Origin of the sequence: Methylophaga muralis, assembly GCF_001720165.1 — a bacterium.
GTDB lineage: Bacteria > Pseudomonadota > Gammaproteobacteria > Nitrosococcales > Methylophagaceae > Methylophaga > Methylophaga muralis.
Genome location: NZ_MCRI01000014.1, coordinates 24,457 through 46,718, shown reverse-complemented (window position 1 = coordinate 46,718; position 22,262 = coordinate 24,457). Strand labels below are relative to the sequence as shown.

Genomic DNA, 22,262 nt, shown 5'->3' with positions numbered 1-22,262 from the left:
AAAATTATGACTGATTCTGAAAAAAGCCAACGCCATAAAGATCGCATGCAACGTCATAAAGAAGTTGTCGATAAGAAAATCCAACAAGCCACTAAGGATAAAGGTTTATTGTTGTGCATAACTGGTAATGGTAAAGGTAAAAGTTCATCCGGTTTTGGCATGATTGCTCGGGCTTTGGGTCATGATATGAAAGTCGGTATCGTGCAATTTATTAAGGGTGCGATGAGTACTGGTGAAGAAGCCTTTTATCGTCGGTTTCCTGAGCAGGTCAGTTATCACGTGGTTGGCGATGGTTTTACCTGGGACACGCAGAATCTGGAGCAAGATAAAGCTTCTGCAGAAGCAGGCTGGGATATTGTTAAATCGATGTTACAAGACGACAGTATTAACGTGATTTTGCTGGATGAACTGAATATTGTCTTGAAAATGAAATATCTGGATGCAGCTAAAGTAATAGCTGACTTAGCTGCTCGCCCGGCAATGCAACATGTGATTATTACTGGTCGCGGCGCTCCAGACAGCATCATTGATGCGGCTGATACTGTCAGCAGGATTGAGGATGTCAAACATGCATTTCGTGATGGTATCCGTGCTCAGAAAGGCATAGAGCTCTAAGGAATTTTACACGATTTTGGCGTGAATTTTGCTGTGTCATCAAACGGTAAAGTTACTCACATTTTCTGTGGATAACTCTGTGTTTAACTTTGGAGTTAGTCGCTAAGCTGTTCATATTTAAGCACTCTGCACAAAATGGTCAAAAAACCATCAACTCCATTAATTCGTTTAATTTCAATTACTTACAAATACAGCCAACGTAATCAGTCAGTTAGCGAGATCTCTTATTGAGAGGTGTGAAGAAATTGTGAAATAGGTGAATAACTTGCCGGTATTAAATGGAAAAAATTATCGGGAATAACTATTTTCAGACATAAAAAAACCCGGTAGCAAATAACTACCGGGTTCATTGTTTAGCATTATGCAGGTTCTGTTTCTTTGATGATATCCAGAACCAGTTCATCATTTTTCAGAATGACCCTGACATGACCACCATCGCTCAGTTGGCCGAATAATAATTCATCTGCCAACGGACGTTTGATTTTTTCCTGTACCAGGCGTGCCATAGGTCTGGCTCCCATCTGTACATCATAGCCATGCTCTGCCAGCCATTCACGCGCATCATTTTCAATTTCAATGGTGACGTTTTTGTCCTGCAGCAACATTTCCAGCTCAAGCACAGCTTTGTCAGCCACTCGCAAAATGGCTTCTTTACTGAGTGGTTGGAATTGGATAATACCGTCCAAACGATTACGGAATTCTGGCGAGAAAGCACGTTTCAATGCTTCACTACCATCCATATGATGTTCCTGTTTGGTAAAGCCAATCGAGCTGCGGCCCATTTCCTGTGCTCCGGCATTACTGGTCATGACTAACACCACATGACGGAAATCGGCTTTACGGCCATTATTATCCGTCAGGGTGCCGTGATCCATGACCTGCAATAACAGGTTGAAGACATCGGGATGGGCTTTTTCAATCTCATCCAGCAATAACACCGCATGCGGTTGTTTGATAACCGCATCGGTCAATAACCCGCCCTGATCAAAACCGACATAACCAGGAGGTGCACCAATCAAGCGTGACACCGTATGAGGCTCCATATACTCCGACATATCAAACCGTATCAGTTCAACACCCAGAATATGAGCCAGCTGACGAGTAACTTCTGTTTTACCAACCCCCGTCGGTCCAGCAAACAGGAAAGCACCTGTTGGTTTTTCTGGATGCCCCAGACCAGAACGCGCCATTTTAATCGCTGAACTTAATGCAGAAATCGCATCATCCTGACCGAAAATAACGTGTTTAAGGTTCGGTTCAAGATTACGCAGATTGTCTTTATCGGCATTGCTGACCGTCTTGGCGGGAATCCGGGCAATCTTGGCAACGATCTGCTGTACATCCGGCACACCAATCATTTTTTTGCGTTTTGATTTAGGCAAAATACGTTGAGCTGCGCCGACTTCATCCAACACATCAATGGCTTTGTCCGGTAGATAACGATCATTGATATGACGGGCAGCTAATTCTGCTGCCTGTTCGATCGCTGCATTGGAATAACGCACATTGTGATGCAATTCCAACCCTGGCTTTAAGCCTTTAAGAATTTCGATGGTTTCCGCCACTGAAGGCTCAGGCACATCAATTTTCTGGAAACGACGCGCCAAAGCACGGTCGTGTTCAAAGATATTGCGGTATTCCTGATAAGTGGTTGAACCAATGCACTTCAATTCACCATTAGCCAACAATGGCTTGAGGAGATTTGCCGCGTCCATTGCACTGTTACCGGCACTGCCAGCACCAATCATGGTGTGGATTTCATCGATAAACAAAATCGCATGTTCCTGCTGTTTGATTTCACGCAACAGGCCTTTCAAACGTTTTTCAAAGTCACCGCGATATTTGGTACCGGCAACCAGAGCGCCCATATCCAAGGAATAAACTACTGACTGTTCCAGTACTTCTGGAACTTCACCATCGACAATACGTTTTGCCAGACCTTCTGCCAATGCGGTTTTACCGACGCCAGCTTCACCGACAAACAAAGGATTGTTTTTACGGCGACGGCATAACACCTGCAAAGTCCGTTCAATCTCATTGGCACGACCTATTAATGGGTCGATACGACCCAGCTTGGCTTCTGCATTAAGATTGGTAGCGTATAACGCCAAGGGGCTTTTGCTTTCGGAATTGCCGTCTTCAACCTCAATTTTTTCACTTTTGGTTTCTTCAGCCAGATTATCAATGCTGCCATGACTAATCGCATTCACCACGTCGAGTCGACTGACATCCTGCTTCTGTAGTAAATAAACCGCTTGAGATTGCTGCTCGGAGAAGATCGAGACCAAAACATTGGCACCAGTTACCTCTTCGCCACCAGAAGACTGCACATGCATCACAGCACGTTGCAGAATACGTTGAAAAGCTAATGTTGGCTGAGTTTCACGGTCGCTGTCTTCAGCCAAAGTTGGCAGATTATCGGCCAGGAAATCGGTCAGATCCTGACGTAAGGCATTAATATCCACCTCGCAGGCCTTGAGCACCGCCAGCGCCTGTCCGTTTTCCAACAGGGCTAACAATAAATGTTCTACGGTCAGAAATTCATGGGATCTTTGTCGAGCATAGTTGAATGCCTGACTCAGCGTGTGTTCAAGTTCTTTACTCAGCATATTGCTATCCGCCTATTGTCGTTGCAGCCATCTCAATCCTGTTCCATGGTGCACTGTAAGGGATGCCCATGTCTTTGGGCATAACTGTTCACTTGTTCCACTTTGGCCTCAGCGATCTCAAATGTAAAGATCCCGCACAAAGCCTGTCCTTCTGTGTGCACTTGTAACATGGTTCGTGTGGCACGTTCACGTCCCATATCAAACAAGGTCTCCAAAACTTCCACTACAAAATCCATCGGTGTGTAATCATCATTCATCATGATCACCCGATATTTGGGTGGTTGTTTTAACTCCGGTTTTGATGGCGCAACCGCGTAACCATGCTCGGCTTGCCAATCAGGATTCTGTTTTTCTGCCATGGCAAAAATCAACTCGCTGCTTCGACCATCTGTTTGAGTTCGCCGTTCTCATACAGTTCCATAATAATGTCACATCCACCCACTAATTCACCGTTTATGTAGAGTTGTGGAAAAGTTGGCCAGTCAGCATAACGGTGAAGATTTTCACGTACTTCCGGGTCAGCCAGTACATTGACATAAGCAAATTCTGCGCCACAGGCAGTCAGCGCTTGTGATGAACGACTGGAAAATCCACATTGTGGAAACTCGGGGGTTCCTTTCATAAACAGGATTACCGGGTTTGATTCAATTGCCTGCTTAATACGCTCCATAATATCCATTGTTGTTACCTCTTAATAAGTTAGTTTTAGCAGATGGGGGCATCTGCAGTTAATTCAAGATTACGCTGTTGATTAAGGTCGTTGCAATAGACCTAACACACCATCCAGTCCAGAGAAATTCAATGCTGTGTTTGCCGCTTCCTGCACTTTTGGTTTGGCATGATAAGCGACGCTCAAACCGGCCGTAGCCATCATTAGCAAGTCATTTGCCCCGTCTCCCATAGCAATAGCTTGCTGGGGACTGATACCAAGTTCATCACAACGCGCCAGTAAAAAATCCGCTTTGGCTTGTGCACCACAAATAGCCCCGGTTACTTCCCCTGTAAGGTAACCATTTGCTTCTGACAACACATTAGCCTGAGTAAAGTCGAGATTCAGCCGTTTTTTGAGTTTATCAGTAAAAAAGGTGAAGCCACCGGAGACCAGTGCTGTTTTAATTCCAGCCTGTTGCACCGTTTTTAACATTAGCTCTGCACCAGGATTGAGCATCAACCGTTCGTGATAAACACGATCCAGCATTTCAACCGGCAGGCCTTTTAACAACGCTACCCGTTGTTTCAGTGAGGTTTCGAAATCAATCTCGCCCCGCATAGCGGCTTCCGTGATAGCTGCCACTTGAGGTTTTATCGCCATAAAATCAGCAATTTCGTCAATGCATTCAATATTGATCAAAGTGGAATCCATATCCATCACAATCAACCGGCAATCCTCGGCCACAAATTCTGCCGGTAACACATTAATATCCACCGCATATTGCTGACGTAGCATCGTCAAATCGGCATGCTGGGTATTCTCAATCAGCGCATATCGATCTTGCCAATGGCATTGACCGGCTAATTTTTCAGCAATTTCAGCGGCCAGTTCCCGGGTTAATTGAGGTCCCTGAACAATTATCTGTGTCATGTTGTTTCCCAGTCGTAAAATGACAAACGGCGAACTGACTTACGTCAGCTCGCGCGTGCAAAAACAGTTTTATCAATCGATTCAATAAGTGTTATTTCGCATCATTTTGGTAACGCGTAACGCTATCGACAATTTCCTGTTTAGCGGCATCAATGCCAGCCCAGCCTTCGATTTTGACCCATTTGTTTTTTTCCAGATCTTTGTAGTGTTCGAAGAAATGCGCAATTTGATTCAGTAAAAATTCCGGAACATCGTTGATGTCTTTAACATGGTCATACATTTTGTCATGCGGAACTGCGACGACTTTGGCATCTTCGCCTTTTTCATCGGTCATTTTCAGCATGCCAACTGGACGACAAGCGACTACACAACCATTAATCAATGGAAATGGAGTGATAACCAACACATCAACCGGATCCCCATCATCAGACAAAGTCTGTGGCACATAGCCATAGTTAGCTGGGTAGAACATGGCTGTGTTCATAAAACGATCGACAAACAATGCGCCAGTCGCTTTATCAACTTCGTATTTGACCGGATTAGCGTTAGCGGGAATTTCGATAATGACATTGATATCTTCAGGCAGTTTGCTGCCAGGGCCGACTCGGTCGAGGTTCATAAAGCGATTGCTCCAATTAATGTTTAGGATAAAAACGAAACCCGGCAATTATAAAAGAAACCACGCCGCCATCAAAGTTGAAGTCACTTTAGCTATCGGTTGAAAAAATAAATCGCTACGCAAATCAACAACAGAGAAAACAAGCGACGCAGCCAATGTGACGGTATTTTTTTGGCGATTCTAGCGCCGAATTGGGCAAACAATACGCTCGTGATAATAATGCCGACAAATGCCTGCCAATGAACGAAGCCAGTTTGCCATCCTGCTTGTTGGTTTATTTCATCGGGAGCAAACACAATAAAGCCGATACCCCCGGCAATGGCAATCGGCAAACCGCTGCATGCGGCTGAACCAATTGCCTGCTGAATACTGAGACGAGCCATCAGTAGATAAGGGACAATCAACGTACCGCCGCCGATGCCGACCAATGCACTGATAATGCCACTGAACAAACCATAAATAGTCGCAGGTAGTCGATTCAGCAATACAGGATAGGATGCCTTTGAATTGGGCAGCCAGATGCGTAAAGCCATCAGCAAAGCAAAAATTGCAAAGAATGTTTGTAACTTTGCACCGCTTATCACACTGGCCAGTAATGCGCCGCTAAAGCCACCAATAATCAGTCCGGGTACTAAGCGACGAACCGCCAGCAGCGAAATATTTCCCAAACGCCAATGGGCAAATATTGACGACATCGACGTCACAATGATGGTCATCAATGAGGTGGCGACCGCCATATGAATCAGATATTCGCTGGGCAAGCCCTGCTTGCTGAACAGCCAGACCAGAACTGGAACGATCACCAAACCGCCACCGATACCAAATAGTCCGGCAAGCGTGCCTGCTACCACTCCAGCAGCAGCATAGCTTAGCCATTCAATCCACATAGGCGTCTTTTTCCTCAGTCATAGTGTATTTTTCGCTAAAATCATTGTGGTTTACCTATAAGGTTTTTCAAACCTTATCTAGCATTGCCTTTGCAGGCTGAATTTACTGGACCAACTTTGTCAGATAACACTGTAACGCACCGTCAGGTTTGGCGAATTGCCGGGCCAATGATCATTGCCAATATCTCAACGCCCCTGCTGGGTATGGTGGATACCGCAATGGTTGGTCATCTCAGCGCAGCCCATTACCTTGGCGCCGTAGCCATCGGCAGTATGATTTTTACCTTTGTTTTCTGGGGATTTGGCTTTCTCAGAATGGCCACCACTGGCCTGACGTCACAGGCCTATGGCGAAAATAGTACCGCAAAAATGCAGGCGGTATTGATGCAATCTATCTGGCTGGCGCTAATCATTGCCGTGTTATTACTGCTGATACAGCTCCCCATTCGCAATCTGGCTTTGCATCTGGTTAGCAGTAGCCAGGACGTCGAATATTTCGCCGCCGTTTATTTTGATATCCGTATCTGGAGTGCCCCAGCGACGTTAATCAATTACGCAATTCTCGGTTGGCTTATCGGCCGTGAGGCATCAAAAGCTGCGTTGCTGATGGTACTGGTAATCAACATTACGAATATTCTGTTGGATGCCTTGTTTGTGATGGGGCTAGGTATGGACGTTGATGGTGTTGCATTAGCATCCGTTATCGCTGAATACAGCGGCCTGTTGATGGGACTGTTTTTACTCAAGCATTACGGGCTGAATAAAGCTGGTATTTGTTTATCACTGAGTAAAAAAGTACTGCAACAAAGCCGCCATGGCTTGCATGTGCATGGCAACGTGATGATCAGAACCTTTTTATTGATCAGCTGTTTTGCCTTGTTCACTACTCAAGGTGCCCGCCAGGGTGATACCGTATTAGCAGCCAACAGTGTTTTGTTGAACTTTATTACTTTCATGGCGTTTGTATTAGATGGTTTTGCTAATGCCACTGAAGCATTGACAGGTAAAGCCATCGGTCGTAAATCACCGACCATGCTGAAGAGAGCGCTCAGCTTAACCGCATTCTGGTCAATATTAATGGCAATGTTGTTTTCGCTGATATATCTGTTATTCGGATCATCGATTATCCGATTGCTAACCGGTATTGATGCGGTAATCGAATTTGCTGGGATGTATCTTATCTGGGTGATTATCGCACCCATGATTGCGGTATGGTCGTATTTGCTGGATGGTCTGTTTGTCGGAGCGACACGTAGTCGGGAAATGCGTAACACTATGTTGTTTGCAGCATTTGGTTGCTATCTGCCCGCTTTTTACCTACTACAACCTTATGGCAATCATGGTCTATGGGCAGCTTTAATTATTTTTCTGGCAGCAAGAGGCATTTCCCAAAGTTTTTATATTGGCAAGATAATGCGTCTGGCAGATCCAAATTAATGGTGGTTTTTTCTTGCCTGTTGATCGCTTGTCAATAAACGGCGGTCATGGCCTGAACGCCTTAAGACATGTCTCAAATCAAAACGAATTTGCTCACGTCGAGTGAGACCCTGGCGCCGTTGATAACGGCGTCGATCATCATCACCCCACAAATGTCCATATTCAGGGTCTAGACCATACTGTTGTTCGGGTTGACTCATCACTGACATCTCCATTGAGATCGATAGGCCTATCATTGCGCCGCAAAACAGCCAATGTCAACAAACCCTAGCAGCTAAATATTTGTTTTTTATGAGTAATGGGACAATCAAAAGCTAAACGACTGGCTTTCAACTGCAAACCCTCTGCAGTCTTTTTTCCATAACGGCTATCACCAGTAACCGGATGACCAATCGATGCGCAATGGCGGCGAATTTGATGCATCCGGCCCGTCTCAATCGAGACAGCTAACTGCGTCCGGTTTTGCTCGGCATCATAAGCGCGTTTTTCGAAATGGCTGACGGCATGTTTACCATCCAAAGGGGAATTTACCGTCAGTTTTTGCCACTTAACGTCACCATCGACCTGAATCTCATAGTGCTTTTCAATTTTTCGTTGTTGAAACAGCGTGGATAACTGGGCTGCCGCATTTTGCTGGTGGGCGATGATCATTAAGCCAAAGGCTTCACGATCCAGTCGTTGTACCAGAAAACTTTGTCTGGGTTTAGCAAAAGCCAGTTCCGAAACTCGCAGCAAACTGCAGTGGTCACCCCACTCTGTGCCTTGCGCCAGCATACCGGCAGGTTTGAACCACACACTGTAAACACCAAAATCATGCAACAACTGTGGCTCAGCAGGAATTTGATCCAGTAAACGCTTATCGTAATGAATACTTAGCACTTCCCCGGGAGCCAAGGTTTTGGTCGCTCTGCGCAAACGCTGAGTACGTTTGCCTTTCTGTATCCAGACGGCGCCTTTACTCATTGCCAGCTTGATTTGCTGACGCGACAATTCACAGCGTTCCGCCAGCAAATCAATGGCATTTGCTGAGCCTTGCTGCACCGGGATTTTTAACTCGAAACGAACAGATTGATCAGACATTTTATGAAATGGCGCTTTGGCGTAGAATAATGATTTATTTGATTAGGTATCCGTGATGTTTATACCGCAATTAAGCAGTTGCTGTCTTGCTTTAGTATTTGCCATGGCGGTTCAGGCGGATGCTTATAAATGGATTGATGACGATGGTGAGGTCATCTATTCACAAACACCTCCTGTCGGCAAACACTATGAAAAGATGGATACTCCCCCTCCTCCATCAATGAATCCTGAAGCGGCTCAAAAAGAAATTGAGCTGCTGATCGAACAGCAACAGGCAACGGATAAAGCCCGTGCTGAACAGCAGCAAAAACAACAACAAGCGCAACAAACGGCAGCCATTGTCGAAGAAAATTGCCGTGTTGCCCGATACAATTTACAGCAGTATCAAGATAACCCCGGCAGACGGGTAATGGATCCACAAGGCAATGTTACCCGGCCTACCGAAGTCGAAAGACAGGAAAAAATAAGCACTTTAAAACAGCAAGTTAAGCAATTCTGCGAACAGGAGAATTAACCATGCCTTATTTAAACATTGTGACCAATCAAAGCATTAATGACGAAACAGCCCTATTAAAAGCCGCCAGCAAAACCGTGGCACAAGCATCAGGCAAACCGGAAAGTTATGTGATGATCGCGGTTGAGTCGAAAACAGCCATGTCATTTGGTGGCAGCACCGAGCCCACGGCGATTTTGGATTACCGCTCTTTAGGATTACCCAGCGATCGCAAGGCGTTTTCAGATGCGTTATGTTCGATGATTGAAGATCAAATTGGTGTCAATGGCAGCCGGATCTATATCAGCATGACCGACTCCGAACGGCAAAACTGGGGCTGGGATCACAGCACTTTTTAACAAATCCAGACTTTGCCGCAATTGTGCGGTGCAGTTTTTAATTTAATAACAATAATCAGGAATCACGTTTTCCATGCGTACTTCGAAGCTTCTCATTTCCACTTTAAAAGAAACACCTGCCGATGCCGAAATCGTCAGTCATCAATTGATGTTGCGGGCGGGTCTTATCCGCCGTCTGGCTTCTGGTCTGTATACCTGGATGCCGATGGGCTTGCGGGTACTGCGTAAAACCGAAGCAATTGTACGTGAGGAAATGAATAAAGCCGGAGCTCAGGAAGTGTTGATGCCTTCCGTGCAACCAGCTGAATTATGGCAGGAAAGCCAGCGCTGGGAAAAATACGGTCCGGAATTATTACGCATAACCGATCGTCATCAACGTGAATTTTGCTATGGCCCGACCCATGAAGAAGTCATTACTGATCTGGTACGTCAGGAAATTCGCAGTTACAAACAATTGCCGGTCAATTTTTACCAGATCCAAACCAAATTCCGTGATGAAATCCGTCCACGTTTTGGTTTGATGCGTGCTCGTGAGTTCTTGATGAAAGATGCCTATTCCTTCCATGTGGATCAAGCATCTTTGCAGCAAACCTACGATGATATGTACGCAACTTACACGCGTATTTTTCAGCGGATTGGCTTGAACTTCCGTGCAGTACAAGCGGATACCGGTAGTATTGGTGGTAATGCCTCACATGAATTCCATGTACTGGCCAGCTCCGGTGAAGATGCCATTGCCTTCAGCAATGCCAGTGACTACGCCGCCAATGTTGAATTGGCTGAAGCAGTTAAACCTGCCGGTGCTCGTCCTGCAGCATCTGCCACCATGCAAACCGTTGATACTCTCCACAAACATACCATTGAAGATGTCAGCAGCTTTTTGAAAGTTCCTGCGTCGCAATGTGTGAAAACGTTGCTGGTAGAAGGCGCTGAGAAAAACAGTGTTGTTGCTTTGGTGTTACGCGGCGATCACGAACTCAATGAAATCAAAGCGGAAAAACATCCATTAATTGCTGCGCCTTTAACCTTTGTCACCCCGGAACAGGTGCATGAAGCTACCGGTGCCAATATCGGTTCTATCGGCCCAGTCGGCCTGACAATTCCTATGGTTGTCGATCATGCCGCTGCACACATTGCTGATTTTGTTTGTGGTGCCAATGAAGATGAAAAACATCTGACTGGCGTGAACTGGGGCCGCGATTGCCCTGAACCTGAAACCGCAGACTTGCGTAATGTAGTCGCAGGTGATGCCAGCCCGGATGGTCAAGGCACACTGGAAATTGCCCGTGGTATTGAAGTGGGTCATATTTTCCAACTTGGTGAAAACTACAGTAGCAAACTGAATGCCGTGGTATTGACCGAAACAGGACAATCTCAGGTTATTACCATGGGTTGCTATGGCATTGGCGTATCTCGAGTCGTTGCTGCAACCATCGAACAGAACAACGATGAAAACGGCATTATCTGGCCACAGGCCATTGCCCCATTTGAAGTGGTATTAGTACCGGTCAATGCACATAAATCACAACGGGTTCGTGATGAAGCTGAAAAGATCTACCAGCAATTGCTTGCTGCCGGTGTCGATGTATTGCTTGATGATCGCGGCTTGCGTCCTGGCGTCGCTTTTGCTGATATGGAGCTTATCGGCATTCCACATCGCTTAATTCTGGGTGAACGTGGTATGGACAATGGTGTGATTGAATATAAACATCGTGCATCTGGTGAAGCGGATGAATTCGCTTTGGATAATGTGCTTGAAGCTATTCAACAAAAGTTAGCGCAATAATTATGACGCTGATTCGCCAACAGGACTTTGTGCAAAGCATCGCTGATGCATTGCAGTTTATTGCCAATTATCATCCGCAGGATTTTATCCAGGCGATGAGCAAAGCCTATGAGCGTGAGCAATCTCCAGCAGCAAAAGACGCGATAGCACAGATTCTGGTCAATTCACGGATGTGCGCCGAAAACAACCGGCCGATTTGTCAGGATACCGGCATCGTTAATATCTTTCTCAAGGTCGGTATGCAGGTGCAATGGCAGACCGATCAAAGCCTGGAAGATATGGTCAATGAAGGAGTACGACAGGCTTATCAGCATCCCGATAATGTGCTGCGTGCGTCTATCGTTGCCGATCCGATTGGTAGTCGTACAAATACTGGCGATAACACGCCAGCAGTGATTTATACCGAACTGGTGCCCGGCGACAAGATAAAAATTGATATTGCCGCCAAAGGTGGTGGCAGCGAAAACAAAGCCAAATTCACCATATTGAACCCTAGTGACAGTCTGGTGGATTGGGTACTGGAAACCGTGCCAAAAATGGGTGCGGGTTGGTGCCCTCCTGGCATGCTCGGTATCGGTATTGGTGGTACAGCTGAAAAGGCCATGCTAATGGCCAAACAAAGCCTGATGGAAGATATTGATATTCAGGATTTACTCGAACGTGGCCCACAAACGGCAACTGAAAAGTTACGGGTTGAGTTATATGAAAAGGTAAATCAACTGGGAATTGGTGCACAAGGTTTGGGCGGTCTGACGACGGTGTTGGATATCAAAATCAAGGATTATCCGACCCATGCGGCTTCGCTTCCTGTTGCAATGATTCCTAATTGTGCCGCTACCCGACATGTGCATTTCACGCTGGATGGTTCTGGCCCGGCAACATTCACTCCTCCCTCGTTAACCGACTGGCCGGAAATTACCTGGCAGGCTGCGGAAAACACCCGCCATATTAATCTCGACACAATAACGCATGATGAGATTAAACAATGGCAACCCGGCGATACCTTATTACTCACCGGTCACTTTTTAACCGGTCGTGATGCAGCGCATAAAAAAATTGCCGATTTGCTGGAACGTGGTGAATCGTTACCAGAAGGGCTGGATTTCCATAATCGTTTTATCTATTACGTCGGCCCAGTTGATCCGGTAAAAAATGAAATTGTGGGTCCAGCCGGTCCCACCACCGCGACCCGGATGGATAAATTTACTGAAACCATGCTGGCTAAAACCGGTCTGTTAGGCATGATAGGCAAAGCCGAGCGCGGTGAACAAACTGTCGATTTGATTAAAAAGTATCAATCGACCTATTTGATTGCGGTGGGCGGAGCGGCTTATCTGGTATCAAAAGCAATTAAATCTTCACGCTTGGTCGCTTTTGAAGAATTAGGCATGGAAGCGGTGCGTGAATTCTACGTAGAAAATATGCCAGTCACTGTGGCGGTCGATAGCCGGGGAAGCTCGGTCCATCAAACTGGTCCTCAGGAATGGCAGCAGAAAATTGCTGGTATTCCCATTAAAACGATAACAACTTAGAGAGAATTACTATGGGCATTGCAATAAGTTTACATTTACTGGCTTCGGTCATCTGGGTTGGCGGATTATTTTTCGCTTTTATGTTTTTACGCCCCGTCGCTGCGACCTTACTTGAACCCGAACAGCGCTTTCCACTTTGGGCAAATGTTTTTAAACGATTTTTCCCATGGGTATGGGCATCAGTAGTCACCATTTTGATTACCGGGCTCGGTATGATCTTTATGTTAGGCGGCATGGGTGCAGTTGGTGTTCATGTGCACATCATGTTGCTGTTGGGCATCTTTATGATTTTGTTGTTCATGCACGTATTTTTTAACCCGTTCAGAAAACTTAAATGGGCTGTAGCAGAGCATGACTGGATAGCATCGGCCAATGAACTGGATAAAATTCGTAAATTTGTTCGAGCAAATCTCATTCTTGGCTTAATTGTGATTGTCATTGGCTCAGCTGGACGCTATTTTTAGTATCTATGACACTAAAGCCTATTTTCATTTCTCTATGCACGCTACTGTTAACCAGTGGCGTGCTGGCAAATGAAATAAAACAAGTGCGCAACAGCGACGGCGTTGTGGAGTTTACCAATGCCGATATAGATGTACGCAAACCCACATCTATAAACAGTAATAAGACCATCATCTACAAGTCACTATCAAATGATGGTGATGGCTTCAGCTTTTCCGATCAACGACCAATTAATGGTGAATTCGAAGTATTGGCATATGATTGTTATGCCTGTAATCCGACATCAAAAATCAATTGGCATACCATCGGCTTGAATAGAGCGGATTATGCTGACACGGTAAAAGCCATGGCGAAAAAAATATAAAGTGGATGCTGCACTGGTACGTGCAGTAATTCATGCCGAGTCAGCTTTTAACTCCAAAGCTCTTTCAAAAAAAGGTGCACAAGGCTTGATGCAGTTGATGCCTGGTACAGCCAAAGATCTTGGCGTGACCAATGCGTTTGATATTCAGCAGAATATTGAGGGTGGCGTGAAGTATCTGGCCGGTTTGTTGAAAACTTTCGATGGCGATATCAAACTCGCAACGGCTGCTTATAATGCCGGACCTGGCGCGGTCAAACGTTTTAAGGGTATCCCACCCTATGCCGAGACAGAAGTATATGTAGAGCGTGTAGGCATCTTGCATCAGCGTTATGGACAAGAAGGCTGAAAGGCAAATCAGGATTAAACACCATCTTTTTTATTAGCAGGAATAGTTTGTTTGCCTAAATTTGCCTTATTTCGAAAGCGCGAGCTGTGGTTCCCGACAATCTGGGGCGGTTTGTTTTTTTTAATTCTGCTGATAATTGGCAGTGTTTTTTTATTAAAACAACTTGCCGTGCTCCTCGCCTCCAATGCTCCCGTAGCAGATCGTACTTATCTGGTCGTTGAAGGCTGGCAGGAGGAAGACAGCTTATTATCTGCCTTAGCCGTATTTAACGCCGAGGGGTATCAATACATGATCACTACCGGCGGACCTAATCGGCGATTTCTAAATCCCACCCATGCCTCGTATGCAGAGCAAGCTGGTGATTTTATGTTGCACCAAGGTTTACCGGCTGAGAAATTAATCATTATTCCGGCCCCAGAGTCGGCACAAGAACGTACTTATCTGAGCGCAGTGTTGGTCAGAGACTGGTTGACTTTAAAAGGTGAAAGTTTGGATGAACTGAATGTGCATACCAGCCATGTACATGCCAGACGAACCCGCTATCTTTATCAGCAGGCATTTAAAGACGTTAAAATTGGTATTTATGCCGCAGCCCCTCAAAGCTTTCAACTGAAACAATGGTGGAAAACCAGTGAAGGGGCAAAATCAGTAATTACCGAACTGATAGGTAATGTCTGGGTAGTATGTTGTTTTTATCCCGGTGAGCCGGGTTCACATTATGAAAGGTGGGCGGTAGAAAAAAGTGGTCAATCTTCAGATCCCAGGTAAACGCAAAGTCAGCGTTCCATCACGTTGTGTCATATCCAGATGTTTCATAAAACTCATACCCAGCAATACGATATCGTCGGTCATATGAGGATTTATGTGGGCACTGATATACTGCAATTTGATTGCACCGAGCTGTACGGTATCTAACTGAGTAGCATAAACCGGCACAACACCATTTGCCGTCATCACCATCGCCTGCCTGCCCTGTTTCAGCCCAGCTTTTCTAGCTATTCCTCCGGGCACACTAATATTGGTCGCACCAGTATCCAGTAAAAATGTCACTTCATGGCCATTAATAAATCCCGGCGCAACATAATGTCCGGCCTGATTTCTTTGTAAAACCACATCGGTCCCAAGCCCGGCTTCCATTTCCACTAAATGCCGATTAGGGTTTTGTTGATTTTCGATAAACCCATTAAAAAATAGCGTCATCGAGCCCATTAACAATAACCAGAACACGATGGTAAATAGCTTCGAAGAACCTTGTTGAAAGCGTGCATTCATTTTCATTTAAGTTAATTCAATTAAAGTAAAAGTTGGTGGCAATAGCAGCGAAGTTAAAGACATTATGCGTGCAAGCTGCTCAACTGACTAGTTCAACACCCCTCACTTGGAGATTGTTTTTAATGAACACACGTAATCTGATGGATAAGCTTTTACAATCTGGTCAGCAATTTCTGGACAATAATAAAAGCGGCATTGATCTAGGAAACAGTAAAGTCGGTCAATTTTTAACTGGCGCTGGTGGTGGCGCTCTAGCAGGTACTGCTGTTGGTCTGTTATTAGGCAACAAGAAAGCCCGAAAAATCGGGGGTAGCGTATTTAAATACGGTAGTGTTGCAGCAATTGGCGCGGTGGCATTCAAAGCCTACCAGAATTGGCAACAGAATAATCTGCATACAGCCCCGCAAAGTGCCCCGAAAACTCTGGACAAGCTACCCGCCGACGAAGCCGAACTTCATAGTCAGGCCATCTTACAAGCAATGATTGGAGCTGCTAAAGCTGATGGCCATATTGACGATCATGAGCGCATGTTGATTGATCAACAGATTGCTCAACTCACGGATGATCCGGAGCTGTTGCAATGGATAGATACTGAGTTAAAAAAACCCGTCAATCCTGCTGAAATTGCTAAATTGGCAACGACTAGTGAAATAGCTGCAGAAATGTATTTGGCAAGCTTAATCATTACCGATGAAGATAGTTTTATGGAGAAAGTTTATCTTGATGAACTGGCTCGCCAGCTCAATCTGGATGAGGCGCTGAGAACAGAAATTCATCAGGCTAAAAATAGCGCTGTCTCATGATATGCTTTGCGCATGTCATTTTTATCACACGCCCTGATTTTGTGGCTGGGCAGCAGCTATGCCTATGCTCAGCCAATCACCTTTTTTGATGCCGCCACTGAAGAAACGGTTCAGTTACAACTGACCAGTGGTGCTTGTGCATCTTGTAATCTTTCACCTCAAGCAAAATGGTATTTCGAGAATGAAATCATTACGCCGGTTCGAACAGCTCCCTCCTCTGCAGTAACGTTACCTAAATGGTTGCAAGAGCTGCCGGTAATTAACGATGACATACCGATATGGATTGCTTCACCTGACTTAATCGAGCAGGCCAGTTTTGATGACTCAGGTCATTCTATTATTACAGCTGATGGACAGAAAATCGGTTTAAAACCGTTGCCAAGATCCCTGAAAATCGCTCATTCTGGAATCAGGACACTTCTGAGTTCTTTAAAAAGCGAGATATTCGTCTGCGTGGTAAATCCATTGACGGTGAGTTCATTGCACGAACGGTATGGCCGCTGGATTTTGCCATCACCAACTATCAACTCTTGGCGCTCAACCATGATGAGGATTTGCAAACATTGGTACAGGCTGACGATGGCGGTGTTGAGCTACCACATCAAAGCCGTCTGTTATGGGAACGTGAACCAGGAGCCGCTTTAGAATCAGCCGGTAAGGCCGTATTCGGTTTAATGCTGAATGGTGCCCAGGGAGACGATGATGAAGCATTAGCCGGCCATTTTGCTGGCGTCACTGGGCAATTTAACGCTGATGGCAGTTACCATGACTGGTTAGTAACCAATTTTTACAATCTGGATACCGTCAGTGAGAAAGCAATCATCGCTGCTGTGACACCAATGGATAACTATCTGGCCGATTTAAACGCTGGTCAAAACTATTACCGCCCATCCTACATGGTGGTTGCGACGCTCAAAGATGGCCTACCTGCTGCTGAATTTCAGCAGTCCATTAATCAAGTGATGAACCATTTCTATCGGCATAACTTTATTTATAACCATGCCGATGCGAACTGTGCCGGAATCACCATTGATACTTTGCGGGCTTTGGGTTGGAAAGTGCCGCACCGTGGCATAAACGGTTATATCATGGCGATTGGTGCTTATTTTTATACAGCGCTAACTGAAGCAGATCTGGATGCAGCCAGACAGATTTACGACTACCTGACGACTGAAACGACACGGTTGTTACCAGCGGTTGCGTTTGATGCCATAGGAGAGGATTTATTACGGTTAACCGCCACTGAATCTCCGCGCTCTTTAACCGCATATGAACAGAGACTCGCAGAATCCATAGAAGCCATATGGTTTGTCCGGATTCCACAAATTCCATCAAGTCGTGTTTTGGGTGGAGCACCAATCTACAGTTTCAGCGAATATCTGGAAACAGCCCCAGCAGATCGAGATGATTGGGTCACTATTGAACTGGCAGAACGTGATATTCCTGTTGCACTCAAACAAACAGAGCCAGTGAATCCTCCCCCACATCCGATTCCCTGGCCTGTTATGCTGATTTTATTGAGTCTTTTTAGTTTGGTCGTTACGATCTTAAAATTTTTTATCAAAAAACGAATAAGTTGATTTAGTTTGTTTGATTCGTTGAATGACGCTGACGTTTTTCCCAGAGCTTTTTGGCATAGCGACGCATATTCGGAATATCATCAGTTTCGTCCATAATCGACTTACCGATAATGGTTTCAAAAATATCTTCCATGGTCACAATACCTAACCAGCTACCATATTCATCATATACAACCGCCATATGCTGGCGCTCTTTCATCAGCAAAGTCATTACCGACTCCACATCTTTCTGATCGGTCACCACTACAATCGGCTTCATCACTTCTGAAACTTTAGTTGCTTCATCAGCCCCAATCACATCACGACGAAAAATAACGCCTAACGGCGATTCATTGACATCCAATACTGGATAACGTGAAAACTGTCCTTCGTTGGAGCGCTCTATAAATTCAGCAATGGTCTCTTCAGGCCCCACATATTCCGAGACTGTTCTTGGAGTCATAATGTCTCGTGTGCGGATTTCATGTAAATCCAGAATATTGGATATCACTCGGGATTCATCCTCATCAAGCTCACCCAATTCTTTACCTAATGAGGTCATAGCTTTGATTTCAAGGCGGATGTCACCTTGTTGTTCTTTGCCACCAATTAGTTTCATCATCTGATCTGATACCCAGATAAATGGTTTTAACAACCAGATCATCGCATTTAAAATAGGCGGCATCACCGGAGCCAAACTACGCCAGTATTTTGCACCGATAGTCTTAGGCAAAATTTCCGAAAGGATAAGGATCAACAACGTCATAATGACCGAAGCAATGCCAAGATAGCCATTGCCAAAAACAACCGTCACCTGCGCACCGACACCCAGAGCACCAACAGTATGGGCGACCGTGTTTAGCGTCAAAATAGCCGCTAGTGGCTGATCGATTTTATCTTTGAGTCGATTAAGCTGGCTGTAGAGTTTGGGTTTGTGTTCTTTCTGTTGCGCTATATAGCTAGGAGTGACAGAGAGTAAAGCCGCTTCAAGAATTGAACAAATAAATGAGACTAAAATTGAAAGTACCGCAAAAGCGATAAGCAAAGTCATGAGGTTTAAAAGCTCCGGTTACAAGGGACGATCATAATACACCGGCTGCAAGTTACTGTATATCGACACAAATTAGCGAAAATAAAAACCCGCGTTAATCATTACACCCGCCGCAGCAAAAGGGACCAACTCCAGATTGACTCTACGGTGTTGCACACCTACCGCTGGCAAAATAACAGGCGCCACCCCCAAACTGTTAAAAGGGATTTTGTCCTTATATTCACCGCGATAACCATACAGCAGGCCCGCCGTCAGTTTGGCATAAGCTTTGGTGTTTTCTCCTAAGGCATAATCATAACGCCCACCACCATAAACATAGGTGCTTTGCTGATCATAACTGTTCTTAAATGTCGCCCCGCCCACTAACCAGCGAACATCATCTCGCCAACTAGTCTGTTCTGGATTTACGAAAAACTTCACTTCATCATTAAAATAATATTCAAGATTAATCATTTTCTGATGATTATTGTGATCCGGTTCTGGATTGTAATGTTTGGTCCAGACAGAGGTTTGCAGTAACAGCTCATCACCCTCAGTAAAAATACCTTTGGCATGAGCTGGGCTCACCACAAGTAAAGAACACAACAGTAATTTTTTCATTGAAATATCACTTTTCATTTAGTTTGCAGTTCCAGTTTGATATTTTTTGGTTATGCTGCGACGCAACCATTTTTCAATCTCTAAAATCAGATACATGACAATGCCTACCGCAATAATCTCCATGCCATGTCCTAAACTAATAGGAGTTGTTTCAAAAAGCGTATTCATAAAAGGTGCATAGGTAAATATCAGCTGCAAAATGATAACCAAACCAATTGACAGAAATACGATATATGAAGTGAACCATTGCTTGATTGACCATGAAGCACTGCTCAAACACCGTACATTAAATAAGTAAAACACCTCCATAACGACCAAGGTATTGACCGCATAAGTTCTGGATTGTTCTAGAGATGCCCCTTGAGATTGGGTCCATAGAAACATGCCATAGACGCCGATCACAAATAGTAACGACACAAAAGTGATTCGCCAGACCAGAAAACTCGAGAGCATTTTTTCATCACGCTGGCGTGGTTGGCGATGCATGGCATTCTTTTCACCCGGTTCAAACGCTAACGATAATGCGAGGGCAATTGAGCTGACCATATTGATCCACAGTATTTGTAATGGGGTAATCGGTAATGTCATGCCTGCCATGACTGCTACGATAATACTTAACGACTCGCCACCATTAATAGGCAATAAAAATAAGATGGCTTTTTTCAGGTTGTCATAAACCGTACGTCCTTCGCGTACTGCTTTGGCAATTGACGCAAAATTATCATCCGCAAGTACCATCTCAGCGGCTTCCTTGGCCGCTTCAGTGCCACCATGACCCATCGCAATACCGACATCTGCACGTTTCAATGCAGGAGCATCATTCACCCCATCTCCAGTCATCGCAACAACATGACCATTCGCCTGTAAGGCACTGACCAGCCTTAACTTATGCTCCGGCGCTGTTCGGGCAAAAACATCTGTTTGATTCACCGCATGCTGTAACTCGGCATCACTAAGCTGTGTCAGTTCATGTCCGGTCAGAACAGTATCCGTATAACGCAAGCCCAGTTTGGCAGCGATAGCACTTGCCGTAGCCGCATGATCGCCGGTTATCATTTTCACTTGAATGCCGGCCTTGTGACATTCACTGACAGCTGTTATCGCCTCTTCTCGGGGTGGGTCAATCAATCCAATTAAACCGAGTAACACCAACCCTTGATCTAAATCGGCAAATTGCAACTCTCCGGAATGTTGCGCAACAGTTTTAGTGGCTACGGCCAACACTCGCTGCCCTTCTGCTGCAATCTTTTCAATCTGCGCATGCCAAAAGGATTGATCGACCGGTTCATCACCGTTGTCAGTTCGTTGCAACTGACATAACTCAATCAATTTTTCCGGTGCACCTTTGACAGCAATAAAATCATGCCCCTGGTGATCATGATGCAATGTCGCCATAAACCGATGTGCAGTATCAAATGGGATAACATCCCGCCGTGGATAAAACTGTTTAAGCTCTTCCAGCGTGAAATCCGCTTTTAACGCTGCAGTGAGCATGGCGGCTTCCATCGGATCGCCTTCAGCCAGCCAATCATCATCGCGTCGCTTCAATGTCGAGTCATTGCAAAGCGCCGCACAACGCAGCAGCATTGTTAAGGTAGGCTGTTGTTCCAACTCAACGGCCTGCTCCTGTAAAGTAATTTCGCCTGCCGGAGAATAGCCGACACCGCTAATGCTATAGGTATTCGCCGAGCTGACTACTGCGGATACCGTCATTTCGTTACGGGTTAATGTACCGGTTTTATCTGAACAAATAATCGATACCGCACCCAGCGTTTCTACAGCAGGCAAGCGACGGATAATCGCATTTCGACTGGCCATGCGTTGTACACCGATTGCCAGGGTAATAGTCAATATAGCCGGCAATCCTTCTGGAATACCTGCAACAGCGACACCGACCACAATCATGAACATCTCGATAGCCGGCGTTTGATTAAGCCAATAACCATAAGCAAAGACCAAAGCGGCAATCACCATGATCACCAACGTCAGCCAACGAGAAAATACGGAAATTTGTTGTAATAAGGGTGTGGTGAGGTTTTCAATATCCGAAATCATGCCACTGATACGGCCAATTTCAGTATGTGCACCGGTCGCAACAACTACACCATGTCCCTGTCCAGAGGTCACTAACGTGCCTGAATACGCCATACACAGACGATCGCCTAATACGGCATCACTTGCTACGGGTTGGGGATGTTTTTCCACTGCGACCGATTCACCGGTTAACACCGCTTCCTGAATTTGCAGACCTTTTGCACTGAAGAGTCGTAAATCAGCGGGCACTTTATCACCAGGTTCCAAAACAACTACGTCACCGGGAACCAGCTTATCGGCCTCGATCCGCAGACGATGCCCATTACGAATTACCGTAGCATGCGGTGCCAGCATGTCTTTGATGGCATCCAACGCTTTTTCGGCTTTTCCTTCCTGAACAAATCCAATCAGGGTATTTAAAATAACGACGGCCAGAATCACCCAAAAATCTATCCAATGCCCCAGCAAAGCCGTGAGAAACGCCGCACCAAGCAGTACATAAATCAGTAAGTTATGCATTTGCGCTAACAGCCTGACGATAGCGGAGCGACCTTTAGCTCGGGGTAAATGATTCGCACCAAACTGCTGCAAACGTTGTTCAACAGTTTCAGAATCCAAACCATGTTTATCGCTATCAAGTTCAGACAAACTTTCCTCTGAAGTAAGCTGATGCCATAATTTTTCAAAGGGTTGGCTCTGCATGTCTTGCTTCATTGGTCACTCCTTAAAACAGCTATAGCCTTAGCATAACGCGTTTTACAGTAAAGCCTAA

25 protein-coding genes are annotated in these 22,262 nt (G+C 45.4%); 13 read left to right on the top strand and 12 right to left on the bottom strand.

The features are described from left to right. Positions 1-6 precede the first annotated feature (6 nt). A complete protein-coding gene (gene cobO, locus A9E74_RS07625) occupies positions 7-615 on the top strand; it encodes a cob(I)yrinic acid a,c-diamide adenosyltransferase (protein ID WP_069296041.1) in 609 nt (202 codons plus the stop codon). A 359-nt stretch (positions 616-974) separates the two neighbouring features. Here the strand turns inward: cobO and clpA are convergent, their stop codons facing one another. From clpA to A9E74_RS07595, 6 genes are all read right to left on the bottom strand, one after another. Then, complete coding sequence (clpA, locus tag A9E74_RS07620) at positions 975-3,224, bottom strand: ATP-dependent Clp protease ATP-binding subunit ClpA (RefSeq protein WP_069296040.1); 2,250 nt, start codon at positions 3,222-3,224, stop codon at positions 975-977. Positions 3,225-3,256: 32 nt separating this feature from the next. Then, a complete protein-coding gene (gene clpS / locus A9E74_RS07615) occupies positions 3,257-3,583 on the bottom strand; it encodes an ATP-dependent Clp protease adapter ClpS (protein ID WP_084002995.1) in 327 nt (108 codons plus the stop codon). Positions 3,584-3,591: 8 nt separating this feature from the next. Next, the gene (gene grxD / locus A9E74_RS07610) at positions 3,592-3,903 is read right to left on the bottom strand and encodes a Grx4 family monothiol glutaredoxin (protein WP_069296039.1); all 312 of its coding nucleotides are present in this window, start codon (positions 3,901-3,903) and stop codon (positions 3,592-3,594) included. Positions 3,904-3,975: 72 nt separating this feature from the next. After that, the gene (gene serB, locus A9E74_RS07605; protein WP_069296038.1) at positions 3,976-4,806 is read right to left on the bottom strand and encodes a phosphoserine phosphatase SerB; all 831 of its coding nucleotides are present in this window, start codon (positions 4,804-4,806) and stop codon (positions 3,976-3,978) included. Between the two features lie 91 nt (positions 4,807-4,897). Next, positions 4,898-5,425, bottom strand: coding sequence for an inorganic diphosphatase (gene ppa / locus A9E74_RS07600; RefSeq protein ID WP_069296037.1), 528 nt, complete (start codon positions 5,423-5,425; stop codon positions 4,898-4,900). Positions 5,426-5,517: 92 nt separating this feature from the next. Continuing rightward, positions 5,518-6,312, bottom strand: coding sequence for a sulfite exporter TauE/SafE family protein (locus tag A9E74_RS07595; RefSeq protein WP_069296036.1), 795 nt, complete (start codon positions 6,310-6,312; stop codon positions 5,518-5,520). Between the two features lie 117 nt (positions 6,313-6,429). On the opposite strand from A9E74_RS07595, the gene A9E74_RS07590 reads away from it, so the two are divergent. Then, the gene (locus tag A9E74_RS07590) at positions 6,430-7,749 is read left to right on the top strand and encodes an MATE family efflux transporter (RefSeq protein WP_245652102.1); all 1,320 of its coding nucleotides are present in this window, start codon (positions 6,430-6,432) and stop codon (positions 7,747-7,749) included. Here A9E74_RS07590 and A9E74_RS07585 read toward each other — a convergent pair. Both A9E74_RS07585 and A9E74_RS07580 read right to left on the bottom strand, forming a co-directional pair. After that, complete coding sequence (locus tag A9E74_RS07585; RefSeq protein ID WP_176718910.1) at positions 7,746-7,952, bottom strand: hypothetical protein; 207 nt, start codon at positions 7,950-7,952, stop codon at positions 7,746-7,748. The genes A9E74_RS07590 and A9E74_RS07585 overlap by 4 nt on opposite strands. Positions 7,953-8,016: 64 nt before the next feature. Then, positions 8,017-8,829, bottom strand: a complete 813-nt coding sequence (locus tag A9E74_RS07580; RefSeq protein ID WP_069296034.1) for an RluA family pseudouridine synthase — start codon at positions 8,827-8,829, stop codon at positions 8,017-8,019. Between the two features lie 55 nt (positions 8,830-8,884). Between A9E74_RS07580 and A9E74_RS07575 the strand changes: the two genes are divergently transcribed. From A9E74_RS07575 to A9E74_RS07545, 8 genes are all read left to right on the top strand, one after another. Next, a complete protein-coding gene (locus A9E74_RS07575; RefSeq protein WP_069296033.1) occupies positions 8,885-9,343 on the top strand; it encodes a DUF4124 domain-containing protein in 459 nt (152 codons plus the stop codon). 2 nt (positions 9,344-9,345) lie between these two features. After that, entirely contained in the window at positions 9,346-9,681 is a 336-nt protein-coding gene (locus A9E74_RS07570; RefSeq protein ID WP_069296032.1) for a phenylpyruvate tautomerase MIF-related protein, read from the top strand. Positions 9,682-9,754: 73 nt separating this feature from the next. Beyond that, positions 9,755-11,467 carry a proline--tRNA ligase gene (locus A9E74_RS07565; RefSeq protein ID WP_069296031.1) on the top strand — a complete coding sequence of 571 codons (1,713 nt, stop codon included), beginning with the start codon at positions 9,755-9,757 and terminating at the stop codon, positions 11,465-11,467. 2 nt (positions 11,468-11,469) lie between these two features. Further along, positions 11,470-12,999 carry a fumarate hydratase gene (locus tag A9E74_RS07560; protein ID WP_069296030.1) on the top strand — a complete coding sequence of 510 codons (1,530 nt, stop codon included), beginning with the start codon at positions 11,470-11,472 and terminating at the stop codon, positions 12,997-12,999. Positions 13,000-13,010: 11 nt separating this feature from the next. Continuing rightward, positions 13,011-13,463, top strand: coding sequence for a CopD family protein (locus A9E74_RS07555; protein WP_069296029.1), 453 nt, complete (start codon positions 13,011-13,013; stop codon positions 13,461-13,463). A gap of 83 nt (positions 13,464-13,546) precedes the next feature. Continuing rightward, positions 13,547-13,825: a hypothetical protein gene (locus A9E74_RS14740; RefSeq protein WP_245652101.1), complete on the top strand. Its 279-nt coding sequence runs from the start codon at positions 13,547-13,549 to the stop codon at positions 13,823-13,825. Position 13,826: 1 nt separating this feature from the next. Then, the gene (locus tag A9E74_RS14735) at positions 13,827-14,171 is read left to right on the top strand and encodes a lytic transglycosylase domain-containing protein (RefSeq protein ID WP_245652100.1); all 345 of its coding nucleotides are present in this window, start codon (positions 13,827-13,829) and stop codon (positions 14,169-14,171) included. A gap of 51 nt (positions 14,172-14,222) precedes the next feature. Then, positions 14,223-14,939, top strand: a complete 717-nt coding sequence (locus A9E74_RS07545) for an ElyC/SanA/YdcF family protein (RefSeq protein ID WP_245652099.1) — start codon at positions 14,223-14,225, stop codon at positions 14,937-14,939. On the opposite strand, the gene A9E74_RS07540 is transcribed toward A9E74_RS07545, so the two are convergent. Then, a complete protein-coding gene (locus A9E74_RS07540; protein WP_069296028.1) occupies positions 14,925-15,449 on the bottom strand; it encodes a retropepsin-like aspartic protease family protein in 525 nt (174 codons plus the stop codon). The genes A9E74_RS07545 and A9E74_RS07540 overlap by 15 nt on opposite strands. Positions 15,450-15,565: 116 nt before the next feature. On the opposite strand from A9E74_RS07540, the gene A9E74_RS07535 reads away from it, so the two are divergent. The 3 genes from A9E74_RS07535 to A9E74_RS07525 are packed head-to-tail and all read left to right on the top strand — an operon-like array spanning position 15,566 to position 17,826. Further along, positions 15,566-16,246 (top strand): tellurite resistance TerB family protein, encoded by a 681-nt coding sequence (locus A9E74_RS07535; protein WP_069296027.1) that lies wholly within the window; start codon positions 15,566-15,568, stop codon positions 16,244-16,246. Positions 16,247-16,258: 12 nt separating this feature from the next. Next, positions 16,259-16,891: a hypothetical protein gene (locus A9E74_RS07530; protein WP_069296026.1), complete on the top strand. Its 633-nt coding sequence runs from the start codon at positions 16,259-16,261 to the stop codon at positions 16,889-16,891. Continuing rightward, positions 16,801-17,826, top strand: a complete 1,026-nt coding sequence (locus tag A9E74_RS07525) for a hypothetical protein (protein WP_176718911.1) — start codon at positions 16,801-16,803, stop codon at positions 17,824-17,826. Before A9E74_RS07530 ends, A9E74_RS07525 begins: the two co-directional genes overlap by 91 nt. Before the next feature lies 1 nt (position 17,827). On the opposite strand, the gene A9E74_RS07520 is transcribed toward A9E74_RS07525, so the two are convergent. The 3 genes from A9E74_RS07520 to A9E74_RS07510 all read right to left on the bottom strand — a co-directional run bounded on the left by A9E74_RS07520 (position 17,828) and on the right by A9E74_RS07510 (position 22,204). After that, the gene (locus A9E74_RS07520) at positions 17,828-18,856 is read right to left on the bottom strand and encodes a CNNM domain-containing protein (RefSeq protein ID WP_069296024.1); all 1,029 of its coding nucleotides are present in this window, start codon (positions 18,854-18,856) and stop codon (positions 17,828-17,830) included. 72 nt (positions 18,857-18,928) lie between these two features. Further along, positions 18,929-19,474, bottom strand: a complete 546-nt coding sequence (locus tag A9E74_RS07515) for a hypothetical protein (protein ID WP_245652098.1) — start codon at positions 19,472-19,474, stop codon at positions 18,929-18,931. Beyond that, entirely contained in the window at positions 19,475-22,204 is a 2,730-nt protein-coding gene (locus tag A9E74_RS07510) for a cation-transporting P-type ATPase (RefSeq protein WP_069296023.1), read from the bottom strand. Positions 22,205-22,262: the final 58 nt, after the last annotated feature.